This is a genomic window from candidate division WOR-3 bacterium (assembly GCA_039803545.1).
In the GTDB taxonomy this organism is placed as follows: domain Bacteria; phylum Hydrothermota; class Hydrothermia; order UBA1063; family UBA1063; genus UBA1063.
In genome coordinates this window covers 1-14177 of the sequence record JBDRYS010000004.1, presented here as the reverse complement: position 1 = coordinate 14177, position 14177 = coordinate 1, and the positions used below count along the sequence as shown (strand labels likewise).

Genomic DNA, 14177 nt, shown 5'->3' with positions numbered 1-14177 from the left:
TTCCAGTTGGAGTTCCTATGTTCACAGCATATAATTAAACCATGAACCTCGCAGTCAAATACCGTCCGAAAACCTTCAAAGATGTGGTAAATCAGAAACACGTGGTCATCACTCTTCAAAATGCACTGGCAACTTTAAACATCGCAAACGCCTACATGTTTACCGGTCCGAGGGGAATCGGCAAGACGACCCTTGCAAGAATCTTCGCCAAGGGGCTTAACTGCGAAAAGGGGGTAACCCCTGAGCCTTGCGGGGTATGTGAAACTTGCAGGGAAATTGAAGAATCCAGAAGCATAGACGTCCTTGAAATCGACGGGGCATCAAACAGAAGAATTGAAGATATTAGAGGATTAAGAGAAAATATCCGTTTCATGCCTTTAAAAGCAAGATACAAAGTAATAATAATTGACGAAGTTCACATGCTTACTGAAGAAGCTTTTAACGCACTACTCAAGACCCTGGAAGAACCACCTGAAAAAGTAGTTTTTATCTTTGCAACTACCGAACCTGAAAAGGTGCCGGATACTATCAAATCCAGAACTCTTCGTTTTGATCTAAAGCCCTTGGAAAAGCCTTTTATCATAGAAAGATTGAAAAAGATTGCAGAGTTGGAAAATATCAATTACGAATCCGATGCCGTTCTTGAATTGATCGCCGAGGCATCAACGGGTGGTATGCGGGATGCCATAACCTTGCTCGAGCAGGCATACCTCTATTCTCAAGGAAATATAACCTTGAAAAAAATAAAGGAATTAACCGGTTTACTCCCCACGGAAATTTACTTGGAAATCCTGCAAAATATCATCGACAAAAACCCAAAGAAGATATTGGAAATTGTTGAAGAGGTTGTAGCGCAGGGTTATAGTTTCGAGGATTTTCAAAAGGGATTTGTGAAAGCAGCAGAATCTCTACTAAAAGCCTTCTATGGGATTGAAAGAAACTCCTTTACTCACATTGCGTCAAAGTTCAACGAGTACCAGATTCTCTTCCTCCTGAGGGTTCTTAAAGACATGGAACTTGACATAAAGAGTGCCACAAACCCGAAGATTTTTGTGGACTTTCACCTTTTAAGGCTGACAAAGATTGAATCGGAACTGGAATTGATCGGGAATGTAAACTTCATCGATACTGCAATCATCAAAGAATCACCACCAAAGCAACAACCCCTCCCTGAAACTGTCTCAACTGGGGTAAATAAAGTGAGCCAGGATTTAGAAAACAAAGAAACTGATGAAAGTGAAGTTATTAAATACGCAATAGAAAAATTAAAACTTCGGGAGGTAGCTGATGGATCTATTTAAAATGCTTAAAGAGGCCCAGAAAATGCAGGCCACCGTTGCCAAGGCTAGAAAAGAAATCCAGAAACTTGAGCTGAATGTGGAAAAGGATGGAGTAAAGGTTACCATTAACGGAGTGTTTAAGATCACAGGGCTCAAAATAACAAATGAAGCCCTCCTTTCCGATAAGACAAAGCTGGAGAAGACCATCTTATCTTGTCTCAATGAAGCCTTTGAAGCCATGCAAAAAGAGGCCCAAAAAAAGATGCAGGAGTTGTTAAAGGATTTACCAGTAAATGAGCTGGGTCCCTTCCTCTCTTAAGAAACTCATAGAACAGTTAAAAAAACTGCCAGGAATAGGCGATCGTTCAGCCTTTCGCATCGCCTATTACCTGTTAAAAGACAGAGAAACGCTCAAGGGTCTCTTAAGCGCCTTTCAAGAGGTTGATGAAAGAGTAAAACTTTGCAAAATATGTCATGGGTTTTCAGAAGATAGCGAAGTATGCTCCATTTGTGCCGATGAAAGAAGAAAGGCTGGTGTACTTTGCGTGGTCGAAAGACCAGAAGATGTATACATCTTAGAGTCGGTTCAAGACGTTGGTTGGAAATATCACGTCACAGGGGGTGTCCTTTCCCCTGTAAAGGGTATAACTGCTGATAAATTAAACATATACGATCTTAGAGATAGAATTAAGAATGAGGGCTTTAAGGAACTTGTTATTGCCTTTAGTCCTGATGTTGAAAGTGACGCAACAACGAGTTACATCGTGAACCTTTTGAATGACCTCGATATTACAATATCGAAGATTGCCATTGGCCTTCCAAGGGGGATTGACATCACTTTGATGGACCCCTTCACATTAAAGGAATCTATTATAGGGAGGAGAAAGATTAAATGATTAAGTTGAGAGTGGGAGTCCTCACAGTATCAGATAAAGGATTTAGAGGGGAACGGGTGGATGAGGGTGGCCCCCTCATAATGAAACTTGTAAGAGAAAATTTGGATGTTGCTGACATCATCTACAAAATAGTTCCCGATGAAATGGATATGATTGAAAATACCTTAAGGGAATGGAGTAATTCTGATGTCGATTTGATCATTACAACAGGCGGGACCGGTCCTTCTCCTCGAGACGTAACTCCAGAGGCAACGATGAAGGTCATAGAAAAAAGATTCTATGGACTTGAGATCCTCATGATTCTCGAGGGGTTAAAAAAGACTCCAGAAGCGGTATATTCAAGGGCAGTTGTTGGCTCAAAGGGGGGAACCCTCATAATAAACTTACCAGGAAATCCAAAAGCCATTATGGAAAATTTCCCGCCCCTTTTCCCATTAATTCCCCATCTTATCCTTGAACTCAAAGGACTAAAGGGTGACCATAGCAATGAAGGTGATAGAAGTAGTCGGGTTTAGTGATTCGGGGAAAACAGTCCTCATCGAATCTCTTATTAAACTCCTAACCCAGAAAAATCTCAAGGTTGGTGCAATAAAAAAGAGTTTCCATCACGATATTGAATACGACAAAGAAGGTAAAGATACTTATCGCATGGAAAAAGCTGGAGCCCTAATTTCCGCTGGCTTTTCAAAAAATAGAGCCTTCCTTTCCTTTAACTGGCCGCAAAACCCCCTCGAATTCCTTAGAAACTTCTGGAAAATTGACATGGTTTTGATCGAGGGGGATATGGGGTTTAACGTTCCAAAAATTTATGTTCTTAAAGAAGAAGACAACGTACTCGAAGACCCGCTGATTTTTGCCTACTTCACGTTAAATAAAAGTCTCCACAAAACTCTACCCAAAAGAATTTACCACCTGGAAAACTTAGAAGAGTTAGCAGATTACATAGCATCCAGCATTCCAAATATGCTTCCACAGCTGGATTGCGGGAAGTGTGGTTACGATTGCAAAACATTAACAGCAAGAATCCTGAGCGGTGAGTCAACGGAAGAGGAATGCAAGGTCCTTTATGGAACAAAATGTAGGGTTACCATCGACGGTTCGAATATTGAACTAATGCCTTTTCTCGATAAAATGCTGGAAAATATCATCAAAGGTTTCCTGTCGCCTCTAAAAGGTTACCGGGAAGGGAAAATCAAAATAGAGATCGAGGAATAAAATCAAAAGCCCACGACCGGATTCGAACCGGTGACCTCTTCCTTACCAAGGAAGTGCTCTGCCGCCTGAGCTACGTGGGCGTTTATGTTTCTAAAAGCTGTTTGGGACCAAATTTTGGACCAAAGATGATAAAGTCCGCTTATTGTCATAGTTTTTAATTGGTCCCAAACTTGGTCCAAAACTTGGGACCAAATTTGGGACCAAAATAGTTTAGAATGATATTCTACCTCCTCTGGCTTCAAGGCTATTTGAAATTTTGCCACTTGACATTTTTTCACACTGTAAGGTATATAATAATATTGTGACGAAGCATGGGACAAAAAATCAAAAAACCTTAAAACCAAAGGAGGCTTTAAATCATGAATGACAAAATCATAAATAACATTCTTGACCAAATAATAATCCATGGTAATATTATAGAGTTTAAAGGACACACATTCAAGATAAACGGTGACTATTTAGAAATCGGATTTAAAAGGTATCGTATTCCCACTCCAAGGCTAAAGGGAAGAAGCAAAAAGTATATGGTAGATATCCAGCTTGCTAAAAAAGATGAAAAACGTAAACGGATATACAAATATTTTGATTCTTACGATGAGGCAAGAAACTTTGCAATTAAAATGATCATAGCCAGAGAATTCGCATCACTTATTGAACATGAAAATAATTTTGATTCTACTAAAGACCAGGAAAATATACCTCAAGAAAATGAAAGGGAACCTCAACACAACATACAATCGAGCAAAGGAAAAGAGAATAAAAAGAGGATCCCTAAAATTGAGCAACATGGCCGTAAATTCAGGATAAGAAAGTGGGAAAATGGAAAAAGGGTAATTTATACCTTCGATACTTATCTTGAAGCCTTAAATTTTCTCCGTGACCTGGAAAAAGGAATAATAGTAAAATCTGAAGATCTAAAACTATCAGAAGGATTTAAAATATATGAGGAGTATCTTTACTCACGTAAGCAAGACTTAATAAAAGTTAAAGAATTTCAATACTTTGTCACGCCCTTTTTGGAGAAATGGGGAGATATAGAATTTTCCAAGCTTACCAAAAAACATATTGAAGATTATATCGCAAAGAGGACTCAGGATTTCAATAAAAGAACTGGAAAGCCCATTTCAGAATCTACTATAAAAAGCGAACTTTCAAGACTCAGTACAGCATGGAATTTTCTAATAAGAACTGGTTACGTTGAAGGAGTAAATTATGCTGATGTTGTTTTAAAAGAAAGAAGGCTTAAAGATAGAATTAGAGAAAGAGCTTTATCTTATGAGGAAATCTTTACCCTGCTTAAAGAGATCTTTAACCTCCCTAAGGGCCCACGAATGAATGAGAAAAAGGCTTTTATCTTGATTGGATTATTCACAGGCGCACGTAAAGAGGAAGTTTTACGATTAAGAAAAGAACACATAAGGATTGCCAGGGACCAAACAGGTTATTACGGGATGATCTACTTTACAAGTGACATTACAAAAACTGGAAAAACGAGAAAAATTGATATTCCTTATGAGTTTGCTATGTGGCTACTCCAGAATTGCGGAAATGATAAAATCCTCTTCCCTTCTTTCCAGAATAGTTACCAAAAGAGAATGCTAACCGAGTGGTTCCAAAGATTTTTAAAAGAAAAGTGCCATATTGAGAATTTTTACTATCATGACTTTAGACACACCTGGGCCACTATTGCAAGCGAATTAGGCTTTTCAGATAGGATCATTGCTTTACTTGGTGGATGGAAGTCGTTATATTCTGTGAGTAGGTATATTACCCTACGTAAAGAATACAGCCAAAATCCAATGAACCACTTCTTAAATGGAATGTTACAAGATATAACCAGACAAGAGATAGAGGAGGAGAAAATTATACCTCTTCCAGAGGTCGAGACTAAAAGCGAAGAAGGAGAACCAGAGAAGAAAAGAAAGAGAGGCAAGGTTCCAAAAATTGAGAAAGTTGGAAGGAAATACAGGATAAGAGAGCATAAGGGCGGTAAATGGACTATACATGTTTTTAATACTTATGAGGAGGCTCTGGCATTCCAAAAAGAGTTAGAGAAGGCATTGGAAAAGGAGAAAGAAAAATGAAAAAATGCGATATTTGTGGAAGGTATTTGCATGAGGAGGAAATAATTGAGGTATCCAGAAAATTTGCCCATAGAAGTAAGCAAATGGAGATAAAGGGTATAATTTGCAATTGGTGTTATAAAAACTTTCACAACTTCCCTAACAAGATTGTTTTCGATGGTGAAAAATGGTGGTATATTTCAGATCCTGCTCTTTATGGTGAAAATTCTAAACTAACCGTAAATCCTTATGAACGCATGGCGTTTAAGGAGTTCAATCCATGGCGTAGAATATGGGAAATAAATACTCGACACGGAAAGTTTAAGGTGTCTTTTTACTGGGTGTTTAAAAAAGGTGGGATAAGAAAAGGACCATACTTTTGGAATCCAGGTAGGCGTGATATTTATACCTCACCGAGACAGCTAAAAGCCCTTAGATAAGGTTTTAGATAAGCCTTAAGTAATATTACCCTTTAAAAGGGTATCCGAGCTTGTTTTACGGCGTTTTATAAGCATATCACACATAATATCTACGGGATCCCTTGAGAATCAACGGCTTGAGCTAATACTTTTTGAGGGCCCGCAGATAGAATTTACAGAATCCCTTGAGAGTCAATGGTTTTAACTATCACTTTTTGATGGCCCGCTGATAGTGTTCACGGAATCCCTTGAGAATGAAGGATTTGAGCTAATACTTTTTGATGGCCCGCTGAGGGCCTTTAGGGCTTATAGGAAAAGAATTCTCTTTTACCCAGAGTATTCCAAATTCCAATTTTTTCTTCAATCTTTCTCAGATTTACTCCATCTTGCCGAGCTTTCTTCTTTAAACGGTAAATGGTTATCCTGGAGACTCCAAAGCAATAGGCTAAAACATCATAAGGAACATTGTATTTTTCGTTAAGAATGATAATAGATTCCAGCATATTATCCATTTGCTTTTTCATGGCTCAATTTTTAGCTTGATGCCTGCTTTAAGGGCAATTTTAGGAAGATTTTCCAGGATAAATTTGTAACCCTCTTCAAAATCTTCTATTGAAATATAGTTATCGTGAAAACCTTCTCTATGTAAGGAAAGAGCTGACTTCCAAATAAGCCAAATTAAATTTTTAAAATTTTTTTTCTTTGCTGTATTTCTTATTTAACTCTGCAGCTGCTTTTCCTAAAAGACGAGTATTCCATCCTCCACCTAATAGGGCTTCTCGGTAAGCTTCTACATTTTCTTTTTCAGCGAGTATTTTAATAAGACTTTCTACAACTGAATAAATTTTTTCGCAGGATTGCTGAATATCACCTTTTTCTTTGAATTCCTTTGCTTCTTTAAGCCTTTTCTCTAAATGCTCTGGAGGGAAAAGTTCAACCATCTTAGGATAATTATAAGGATTGGACTTGCCTTCTGTCAAGTTCTTATTGGCTTCAGTGAAACCCACAATGGCTTTTATCCCTGTATTTTCTCCAAAATCTATCATACGGAGTCTTTCAAACTTTTTAGGTGGTTCCTGTCTAAACCAATAATAATTCTGGGTTTTTTCTGAAAGCCTTGTCTTGTATCCATGTTCCTTAAGCCATTTTCTGGCTTTACTTAATGTCCAGAGTTTTCTGTCGAAAAGAATTGATTGAACTTTTGAAGGATTAGAAGATATTTCTCCGCTTTGTCCAGTACTTTGTTTATCCTCTCCCCTTTTTCCAAGATTCTCTCTATCCTCTCCATAATGGTAGAATCTACGAGAATATAACCCGTAACCTTTTCCAGATATTTTTCTATATCCCCATTCTTCAGGCTCTCCGTCTTCAACGATAACGAGATCCCATTTAGGGTGGTTCGTATATACATACTTTGCTTTTGGAAATTCTCCTCCTTTGCCCTTTGGAACGAGATAAGCCCAAATAACCTCTTCCCATCCTGCCATACTTCAAGCCTCCGTGCTATGACCATACCACATTCGTATATATGCTGGTAAGCTTATAGGCATATAGAGGATCCGTTGCGTATCCACCTTTTTGTAGTTCTTCAAAATACTTTTTAGGTTTTTTCCTATTCTTCCAGGCATTAGGATAACGGCTTTGAATTAAGTTTATATAATCCTGGATAGAATCTCTAAGGGTGGAATATGCTCTGAATTCTTCTGTTGCTATATACCAACCCTTAAGAGGGTCATATTCTTTGACAGTTACTTTAACGGTAGGCCCTTTCCAAAGACCTTTCTTAATATTGAAGAGGTTATTATCTATGGTTCTTCTCCCCCAGTTTGTTTCTAAAGCGGCGTGGGCTATTATGATCTCCTTTTTGATTCCATATAAATCTTCAAATTCTTTGGCAAGTGGGAAGAGAAGGTCTTTAAATTCCTGTGGTGAACTTGCAATGCTTTTTACGTTTCCCATGTCACGCAAAATATAAAACAAAAATAGTAAGCCAGGTATGATCCACCATGTCATCTTCTAAAATTAAGAAAAATTTCGATTATCGTTTTTACAAGCGTATAAATCCCTACCATATTAGCCACACCACCAGCAAGAAAAGCTATGATTATTGAGCTCAATTTGATTTTGTTACCATTGCTGTTTTTAAGGCTAAATACCTGAAGGATCTCAGCTATGGTATTGATTTTAGCCTCAATAGATGCGATCCTATTCTCAAGTGTATCTATTCTTTGATCGAGTTTTTCAAACATTTTATTATCCATTTTTATTTTGCCTCAATGTATCCTTCAATGTGGACCACGGTCCAATATCGCTCATCGCCACCAACATCTTCTGATGGGACAAATTCAAATTTGTATGATCTCTTAACTGGGATGACCAAATCACAAGTTCCCACATTTATAGGAGTTATAGCTAAGCCGATAAGGTCAAAATTTTTTTGCCCATCTATATACACATAAATATGGGAATCATGCAATTTCATATAATCAGAATATAGAGTCTCAGAAATTAAGATTTTTGTGATTCGCAAAATTGCACCGACAGGGATTTTAGTCTCGTGTTCAAGCGCATCAGGATATTTCAAAATAAACACTTCCTGAAAGGGTTCGATGTATTTATTTTCCACTTTCATGGTCTTTTAATTCATAACGCTTGATAAAGGCTAAAACAAAGGGGTAGAGCTTTGTCGGATTCAGTGTGTTTACCATCGGTTCAGTTGTGTTTACCCCTAATTCTGCTGGTTCAGTTTTAAAGTACAATAACTTTTTGAATTCGATATTAACATCCTGGTAAAAATCTCTTTTGGAAAAAATAGTCTCGAAAGAGGCTTTTTCTATGAAAGGAAGTGCTCTGCCGCCTGAGCTACGTGGGCGTGTTAAAAGTATAAAATAAAAAACTCAAACTATCAAACGGAGGGTGAGGGACTCGAACCCCCAAGGGCTCAACGCCCAGCGGATTTCAAATCCGCCGCCTTACCAGTTAGGCTAACCCTCCTTATTCCTTTGCTACCTTTATCCTATCAAGATAAAACCTTATTCCAAGGGCACCCTCAATGAGAGGCGAAGTCTCCGGTATCAGGTGAACGCCAGGGGAAACTTCAGCAAAAACATCTATAGGTAGATTATCAAAAAGGAACTTCATTCCGAGAGGCACTTTGATTCCCATCATCACATTATCTTTCGTAACCTTGAAAAGAAAAGCACCACCAATGTAGGCCCTTAGTATGCCTTCAATGTCCTCGCTCGTTTCGATTCTGAAATTCTCGTGATAACCAAGAGAGAAATAGAATAAATCGGGTATTCCCCAAGAGAGGGTAGAGTTAATGGCATTCGGCTTGGACTCGAAATTCAAATTGAGCCCAGTAGGAATGCCCAATATCAAGCCAACTCCAGGCCTGTAGGTACTCAATACAGCTGTAAGTAAAAGTTTCGCAAGCATGTAATTATTTTATAGCACTTAACACGAAATTTAAATATGATAGACAGCATGTTACGACCTTATTCTTGCACTTGAAGAACAATTTTTAACCCCTGCACTTCGACTGGTATTAACTGTCAACTCTCTATTCCTTTGAAATTGCATAAAATTGTAAATATTAGGTATCGAAAATACGAGTCTAAACCCAGTCATGACTTAATTTGAATAGCACCATAAGGAAAGTATCCCTGAATATATAATCGTTGGCTTCGAATCCACCTCAGAAAGAATGCTCTTGTTAGGCGAGATATTACGAATCCACTTACAATAGGCACATACTCTACTCACGATGCCCCTAAGTTGACCATAAAAGTTTAAAATGGTGATTTTAACTGCAGGTTTAGTTCTGAACTATATAACACAAAAGTAAAAAGCCTCGAAAGGGCCTCAATAGCAAAGAGATTTAAACTTGTATCAATCCTGTGGTTAAAAACTCGCTAAACTCGATGGACAGCAGGATTTAATGGTGGTAGAGCTAATATTCACAGGTAAACAACGTTGTTTTAGCCTGGCAAATATACCCTATAACGTAGATTCCTTAGGATTCAGAAATTCTATCTGAATCTTCTTACGTAATAAATGGTCCCCAGATACTCAACCCTTTTAATCAGGCCTCTCTCAACAAGCCCTTCTACTTTGCGGAAATCGCCCCCGTGCCTCTTAACCATCTCTATAACAGCTTCCTCTCTCATTGGATGCACCGCCGTTATACTCAATAATTCCTCTTCTAAATCACCTGAAGATGCGAAAGCATCCCCTTCATATCCAACAAGAAATTCAACTCTATTGCCTAAAAAACTTTCAAATATGTGGAATGCCTCGTTAAGAACCTCTTCCCTTGGGGGCTTTACCCAATCCTCTGCGGGCGGGCGGGTGGGAATGGCTATGTAAGAAGTCTTTAAATTATCAATAGTTGACAGGAATTCTGCTATCCTCTTAAATTCGTCCTTGTAATCAATGCCATCAATCAACATAGTTTCAGAAACAAGAATTCCTTTGAATTTTGAACTGAATTTTCTGATACCCTCAAGAATTTCATTTAATTCCAAAGTTTTAAAAGGCCTATCAACCTTCCGCCAGATTTCCCGGGATACCGCATCAACTTTTACAGAAACATAGTCAAAATTCATTAAATCCTCTTGAACACTTTCTTCAAAGATTAAGCTTGAGTTAGTTATTATAGCAAGGGGAATGCGAAGTTCCTTCAACATCCTCGCTTCTTTTCCCAAACTTATGTCAATAGTGGGCTCTCCATCTGGGACAAAAGTAATATAGTCAATCTTTTCTCCTCTCTTCGTAACCTCCTCGACTTTATTTTTGACACTATTAAAAATCTCCTCAGGCTCAAAGAATTTCTGTCTTTTAAAGGTCATTCTTAAACTTCTACCTAACTGACAGTAAACACAGGAATAGCTGCAGACTTTTGGTGGAATATTATTAACACCAAGACTTCTTCCGAGCCTTCTCGATGGAACCGGTCCGAAAGCTATAGCAGTTCCAATAGCTTCTGCCATATTTCTACAATCCCCTTTGAAACCAAACTTTCAGGGGCATATTCAACTACAGGCGTGCCGTTAACCATCGCCTCTATCACCAATGGATCAAAGGGTATTTCCCCAAGGACAGGAATGTTATTCTCCTCACAATACTTTTCAATTTTTGCAGTGTTGGTTCTATTGAGGTCATATTTGTTTATACATACCAGAGGTTTTACAGAAAAATGTTTTGCAAGCTTTAGCACCCTTTGAAGATCATGGATACCCGATTCAGTAGGTTCTGTCACGATAAGGGCATAATCCACATTCGTGATGGAAGATATAACTGGACATCCTATACCAGGAGCTCCGTCTATCAAAATAAGGTCTTTTTTCTGCTCCTGTGCAACCATGCTTGCAAGAAGTCGTGTCATTGTCACCAGCTTTCCTGAGTTCTCTTCGCCAGGAAAGAGGCGAGCATGAACCATAGGACCGTATTTTGTATTTGAAATGTAAATTTCCCCTGCTTTCCTTTGTGAAAAAGAGATGGCATTAGCAGGACATACAACACCGCACACCCCGCAACCTTCACACAAGAAGGGGTTAACAATAAAATCACTACTAATTGCATCAAATCTACACTTTTCTACGCACAATCCGCACTCTATACATTTGTCACGGTCAATACTTGCCAGCTTTGACCCGTAAAAATCGTTGATCTTTACAATGGTGGGCTTTAAAAGCAGGTGTAAGTCAGGGGCATCAACATCACAATCCACAAATAGTCCGTCCTTTGCAAGAACTGCAAAAGAGGCAGTTAAAGAAGTTTTACCCGTACCGCCTTTCCCACTCAAAACTACAATCTGCTTCATTTAACGATAATCCTCTTTATATCCTCAAAAAGCCTCTGAAATTTAGCTTTCCACTCTTCCATCACAGTTACAAAAGGAATTCCATTTGAGTAAAGTTCTGCAATCTTTCTATCAAAAGGTATCTCCATCAATATGGGTATGTTTTTGTCTTTACAAAACTCATAAACATCCTTATTCCCAAGGTCTGCTCTGTTCACAATAACTCCAAAAGGTATTTTCAGCTGTTCTAACACATCCACTGTAATTTTGAGATCATGAAAGCCAAAGGGAGTAGGTTCAGTCACAAGAATTACAAAATCGCTGCCGTTAACCGCAGCAATGACAGGGTCTGAGGCGCCTGGAGGAGAATCAATAATCACCAATTTATCTTTATTAGTCTGACTTTTTACTTCCCTAATAATAGGAACTGCAAGGGGTTTCGACACCTCAAGCTCACCATAGACAAAATCTATATTTCCGGCTTTTCCTATTTTCAAACTACCAATTTTAAAAGGCACTTCCCTAATGGCACCTACTGGACATACAAGAGCACACCCACCACAACTGTGACACAGCTCTGGAAATATCTGAACTTTCTTTGATGTAACAAATATGGCATTGAATGCACAAAATTCAGCACATTTTTTGCAATGGGTGCAGATTTGTTCGTTGACTTCAGGGACAAACATTTCAACAGGAATTTCTTTCTCTATTTCGGGCTTAAGAAAGAGAAACGCATTGGGTTCTTCTACATCACAATCAAGAAATTGAATATTATTTTCTTCAAGAGACAAGGCCAAATTTGTTGAAACCAGAGTCTTACCAGTTCCTCCTTTACCACTTGCAACGGAGACTATCATCTTCAATTAAATGCTCTTCAATGAAATCGCATTTCGCGGACAAACATTGGCACAGTCTCCACAACCTATGCATTTTTTGACATCTACCTGTGCCACTCCATCGATGACTCTTATAGCGCCAGTCCTGCAAACATTCTCACAGATACCGCATCCAACACATCTCTCCACATCAACATACGCCCTTGCATTAACAAGCTGGGTTCCTGTAAATGTTCCAGCGTTTAAATTTTCATTACCTCTACTCGTTGGCATATTCTCAAAATCATTCCTATAGCCATATCCCCTTCCAAATCCACGGCCATACCCCATACCGCGGCCCCAGCCCATACCTCGACCGCGCCCAAAACCTCTACCTCTGCCTTGACCTCTAAAAGGTCCAAACATCTTAAATTTCTCCCCTTTTAATCTTTTCTACCACTTCCTTGAGTGTTCCTGAAACACCCGTAACAATTTTTATTCCACCCGCTCTCAGAGCCTGCTCAGCATTAGGCCCAACATTTCCACTCACCAAAACCTTAACCCCTTCATCTACTAAGAATTGCGCAGCGTTTACCCCCGCTCCACCTGGACTTCTCAAAGCAGGATTCTCCACAAACTTGAATTCCATTGTATCAGTGTCAATAATAGCAAAGTAGGCACATCTGCCAAATCTTGGGTCAACAAGCGAATTTAAGTCTTTACCTGTCGAAGTTATCGCAATTTTCATCGCCCACCTCCATTTATCAAGTTTTTATACATATCCAGTTTTTAACACTTGCTTTTTACTTTATATGCTTATTTAATATATACCCTAAAATTTGAAACTGCAAACAACCATTAAAAGAACATAACAAAGGGAGGCTAACAATCAAGAGAACCGCGAAATTCTACACCAATACCTTTGTTAACTTGAAAAACTATAACCATCTAAAAAAATCAAAACTTAACAAAAAACCCAACGATAAAAAGCTAACTGTAAAACAAATTTCTAAGACATTATATAGGAATCTTAAAATGGAAAATAGGACATCAACCAGGTGAGTGCAAGTTAGAGTGGTAGAGTTTACTCTTTAAAGGAGGTGATCCAGCCGCACGTTCCCGTACGGCTACCTTGTTACGACTTCGCCCCAGTCACCGGTTTCACCCTAGGCGCCTCCCTTCCCCCATAAGGGGGATTGGGCCAGCGACTTCAGGTGCCCCCGGCTCCCATGGCGTGACGGGCGGTGTGTACAAGGCCCGGGAACGTATTCACCGCCCCATGCTGATAGGCGATTACTAGCGATTCCGTCTTCATGGGGTCGGGTTGCAGACCCCAATCCGAACTGGGGGTGGTTTTGTGGGATTCGCTTCCCCTCGCGGGGTCGCAAAGCCCATTGTACCACCCATTGTAGCGCGTGTGTAGCCCTGGACATAAAGGCCACACGGACTTGACGTCATCCCCACCTTCCTCCGCCTCATCGGCGGCAGTCCCCTTAGAGTGCCCTCCGCAGAGTAGCAACTAAGGGCAGGGGTTGCGCTCGTTGCGGGACTTAACCCAACATCTCACGACACGAGCTGACGACGGCCATGCACCACCTGTGATGGGATTCTGTCCAGAGGACAGCACCCCTCGCTTTCGCAAGGGTTTCCCATCATGTCAAACCCGGGTAAGGTTTTTCGGTT

At 39.4% G+C, this 14177-nt stretch carries 18 protein-coding genes, 2 tRNA genes and 1 rRNA gene; 7 read left to right on the top strand and 14 right to left on the bottom strand.

What is annotated here, in order from left to right; translation table 11 throughout:
- Window positions 1–41: 41 nt before the first annotated feature.
- From dnaX to mobB, 5 genes are read left to right on the top strand one after another with little or no spacing between them, the layout of a single operon-like run.
- Window positions 42–1301, top strand: coding sequence for a DNA polymerase III subunit gamma/tau (gene dnaX / locus ABIM45_07625; protein MEO0239766.1), 1260 nt, complete (start codon window positions 42–44; stop codon window positions 1299–1301).
- Complete coding sequence (locus ABIM45_07620) at window positions 1288–1599, top strand: YbaB/EbfC family nucleoid-associated protein (protein ID MEO0239765.1); 312 nt, start codon at window positions 1288–1290, stop codon at window positions 1597–1599. Before dnaX ends, ABIM45_07620 begins: the two co-directional genes overlap by 14 nt.
- Entirely contained in the window at window positions 1574–2176 is a 603-nt protein-coding gene (recR, locus tag ABIM45_07615; GenBank protein ID MEO0239764.1) for a recombination mediator RecR, read from the top strand. Before ABIM45_07620 ends, recR begins: the two co-directional genes overlap by 26 nt.
- Window positions 2173–2691 carry a MogA/MoaB family molybdenum cofactor biosynthesis protein gene (locus ABIM45_07610; protein MEO0239763.1) on the top strand — a complete coding sequence of 173 codons (519 nt, stop codon included), beginning with the start codon at window positions 2173–2175 and terminating at the stop codon, window positions 2689–2691. Before recR ends, ABIM45_07610 begins: the two co-directional genes overlap by 4 nt.
- Entirely contained in the window at window positions 2663–3391 is a 729-nt protein-coding gene (gene mobB, locus ABIM45_07605) for a molybdopterin-guanine dinucleotide biosynthesis protein B (protein MEO0239762.1), read from the top strand. The genes ABIM45_07610 and mobB overlap by 29 nt, the downstream gene beginning before the upstream one ends.
- A gap of 7 nt (window positions 3392–3398) precedes the next feature.
- Here the strand turns inward: mobB and ABIM45_07600 are convergent.
- A tRNA-Thr gene (locus tag ABIM45_07600) sits at window positions 3399–3471 on the bottom strand.
- A gap of 279 nt (window positions 3472–3750) precedes the next feature.
- On the opposite strand from ABIM45_07600, the gene ABIM45_07595 reads away from it, so the two are divergent.
- On the top strand, window positions 3751–5475 hold the full coding sequence (locus ABIM45_07595; GenBank protein ID MEO0239761.1) for a tyrosine-type recombinase/integrase: 1725 nt from the start codon (window positions 3751–3753) through the stop codon (window positions 5473–5475).
- On the top strand, window positions 5472–5894 hold the full coding sequence (locus tag ABIM45_07590; GenBank protein MEO0239760.1) for a hypothetical protein: 423 nt from the start codon (window positions 5472–5474) through the stop codon (window positions 5892–5894). The genes ABIM45_07595 and ABIM45_07590 overlap by 4 nt, the downstream gene beginning before the upstream one ends.
- 278 nt (window positions 5895–6172) lie before the next feature.
- On the opposite strand, the gene ABIM45_07585 is transcribed toward ABIM45_07590, so the two are convergent.
- The 13 genes from ABIM45_07585 to ABIM45_07525 all read right to left on the bottom strand — a co-directional run.
- A complete protein-coding gene (locus ABIM45_07585) occupies window positions 6173–6397 on the bottom strand; it encodes a hypothetical protein (GenBank protein MEO0239759.1) in 225 nt (74 codons plus the stop codon).
- 162 nt (window positions 6398–6559) lie between these two features.
- Window positions 6560–7360 carry a PaREP1 family protein gene (locus tag ABIM45_07580; protein MEO0239758.1) on the bottom strand — a complete coding sequence of 267 codons (801 nt, stop codon included), beginning with the start codon at window positions 7358–7360 and terminating at the stop codon, window positions 6560–6562.
- Between the two features lie 16 nt (window positions 7361–7376).
- A complete protein-coding gene (locus ABIM45_07575; GenBank protein ID MEO0239757.1) occupies window positions 7377–7832 on the bottom strand; it encodes a glucosaminidase domain-containing protein in 456 nt (151 codons plus the stop codon).
- 50 nt (window positions 7833–7882) lie between these two features.
- A complete protein-coding gene (locus tag ABIM45_07570; protein MEO0239756.1) occupies window positions 7883–8134 on the bottom strand; it encodes an ABC transporter C-terminal domain-containing protein in 252 nt (83 codons plus the stop codon).
- Between the two features lie 2 nt (window positions 8135–8136).
- Window positions 8137–8505 (bottom strand): hypothetical protein, encoded by a 369-nt coding sequence (locus ABIM45_07565; GenBank protein MEO0239755.1) that lies wholly within the window; start codon window positions 8503–8505, stop codon window positions 8137–8139.
- Window positions 8506–8783: 278 nt separating this feature from the next.
- A tRNA-Ser gene (locus tag ABIM45_07560) sits at window positions 8784–8867 on the bottom strand.
- Window positions 8868–9311 carry a hypothetical protein gene (locus ABIM45_07555; protein MEO0239754.1) on the bottom strand — a complete coding sequence of 148 codons (444 nt, stop codon included), beginning with the start codon at window positions 9309–9311 and terminating at the stop codon, window positions 8868–8870.
- Between the two features lie 593 nt (window positions 9312–9904).
- Window positions 9905–10864, bottom strand: coding sequence for a radical SAM protein (locus ABIM45_07550; protein MEO0239753.1), 960 nt, complete (start codon window positions 10862–10864; stop codon window positions 9905–9907).
- Window positions 10837–11697, bottom strand: coding sequence for a P-loop NTPase (locus ABIM45_07545; GenBank protein MEO0239752.1), 861 nt, complete (start codon window positions 11695–11697; stop codon window positions 10837–10839). Before ABIM45_07545 ends, ABIM45_07550 begins: the two co-directional genes overlap by 28 nt.
- Window positions 11694–12536, bottom strand: coding sequence for an ATP-binding protein (locus ABIM45_07540; GenBank protein MEO0239751.1), 843 nt, complete (start codon window positions 12534–12536; stop codon window positions 11694–11696). Before ABIM45_07540 ends, ABIM45_07545 begins: the two co-directional genes overlap by 4 nt.
- Before the next feature lie 6 nt (window positions 12537–12542).
- Window positions 12543–12863 carry a 4Fe-4S binding protein gene (locus tag ABIM45_07535; protein MEO0239750.1) on the bottom strand — a complete coding sequence of 107 codons (321 nt, stop codon included), beginning with the start codon at window positions 12861–12863 and terminating at the stop codon, window positions 12543–12545.
- Between the two features lie 58 nt (window positions 12864–12921).
- Window positions 12922–13242, bottom strand: coding sequence for a NifB/NifX family molybdenum-iron cluster-binding protein (locus tag ABIM45_07530; GenBank protein ID MEO0239749.1), 321 nt, complete (start codon window positions 13240–13242; stop codon window positions 12922–12924).
- A 345-nt stretch (window positions 13243–13587) separates the two neighbouring features.
- Window positions 13588–14177 (bottom strand): 16S ribosomal RNA (locus ABIM45_07525); the annotation flags it as partial.

Coding starts and splice junctions, on each gene's coding strand:
- ABIM45_07545 (MEO0239752.1), bottom strand. CDS start 11,697: ATGAAGCAGATTGTAGTTTTGAGTGGGAAAGGCGGTACGGGTAAAACT.
- ABIM45_07535 (MEO0239750.1), bottom strand. CDS start 12,863: ATGGGCTGGGGCCGCGGTATGGGGTATGGCCGTGGATTTGGAAGGGGA.
- ABIM45_07610 (MEO0239763.1), top strand. CDS start 2,173: ATGATTAAGTTGAGAGTGGGAGTCCTCACAGTATCAGATAAAGGATTT.
- ABIM45_07540 (MEO0239751.1), bottom strand. CDS start 12,536: ATGATAGTCTCCGTTGCAAGTGGTAAAGGAGGAACTGGTAAGACTCTG.
- ABIM45_07555 (MEO0239754.1), bottom strand. CDS start 9,311: ATGCTTGCGAAACTTTTACTTACAGCTGTATTGAGTACCTACAGGCCT.
- ABIM45_07580 (MEO0239758.1), bottom strand. CDS start 7,360: ATGGCAGGATGGGAAGAGGTTATTTGGGCTTATCTCGTTCCAAAGGGC.
- ABIM45_07585 (MEO0239759.1), bottom strand. CDS start 6,397: ATGAAAAAGCAAATGGATAATATGCTGGAATCTATTATCATTCTTAAC.
- mobB (MEO0239762.1), top strand. CDS start 2,663: ATGAAGGTGATAGAAGTAGTCGGGTTTAGTGATTCGGGGAAAACAGTC.
- recR (MEO0239764.1), top strand. CDS start 1,574: ATGAGCTGGGTCCCTTCCTCTCTTAAGAAACTCATAGAACAGTTAAAA.
- ABIM45_07590 (MEO0239760.1), top strand. CDS start 5,472: ATGAAAAAATGCGATATTTGTGGAAGGTATTTGCATGAGGAGGAAATA.
- ABIM45_07620 (MEO0239765.1), top strand. CDS start 1,288: ATGGATCTATTTAAAATGCTTAAAGAGGCCCAGAAAATGCAGGCCACC.
- ABIM45_07550 (MEO0239753.1), bottom strand. CDS start 10,864: ATGGCAGAAGCTATTGGAACTGCTATAGCTTTCGGACCGGTTCCATCG.
- dnaX (MEO0239766.1), top strand. CDS start 42: ATGAACCTCGCAGTCAAATACCGTCCGAAAACCTTCAAAGATGTGGTA.
- ABIM45_07595 (MEO0239761.1), top strand. CDS start 3,751: ATGAATGACAAAATCATAAATAACATTCTTGACCAAATAATAATCCAT.
- ABIM45_07530 (MEO0239749.1), bottom strand. CDS start 13,242: ATGAAAATTGCGATAACTTCGACAGGTAAAGACTTAAATTCGCTTGTT.
- ABIM45_07565 (MEO0239755.1), bottom strand. CDS start 8,505: ATGAAAGTGGAAAATAAATACATCGAACCCTTTCAGGAAGTGTTTATT.
- ABIM45_07570 (MEO0239756.1), bottom strand. CDS start 8,134: ATGGATAATAAAATGTTTGAAAAACTCGATCAAAGAATAGATACACTT.
- ABIM45_07575 (MEO0239757.1), bottom strand. CDS start 7,832: ATGGGAAACGTAAAAAGCATTGCAAGTTCACCACAGGAATTTAAAGAC.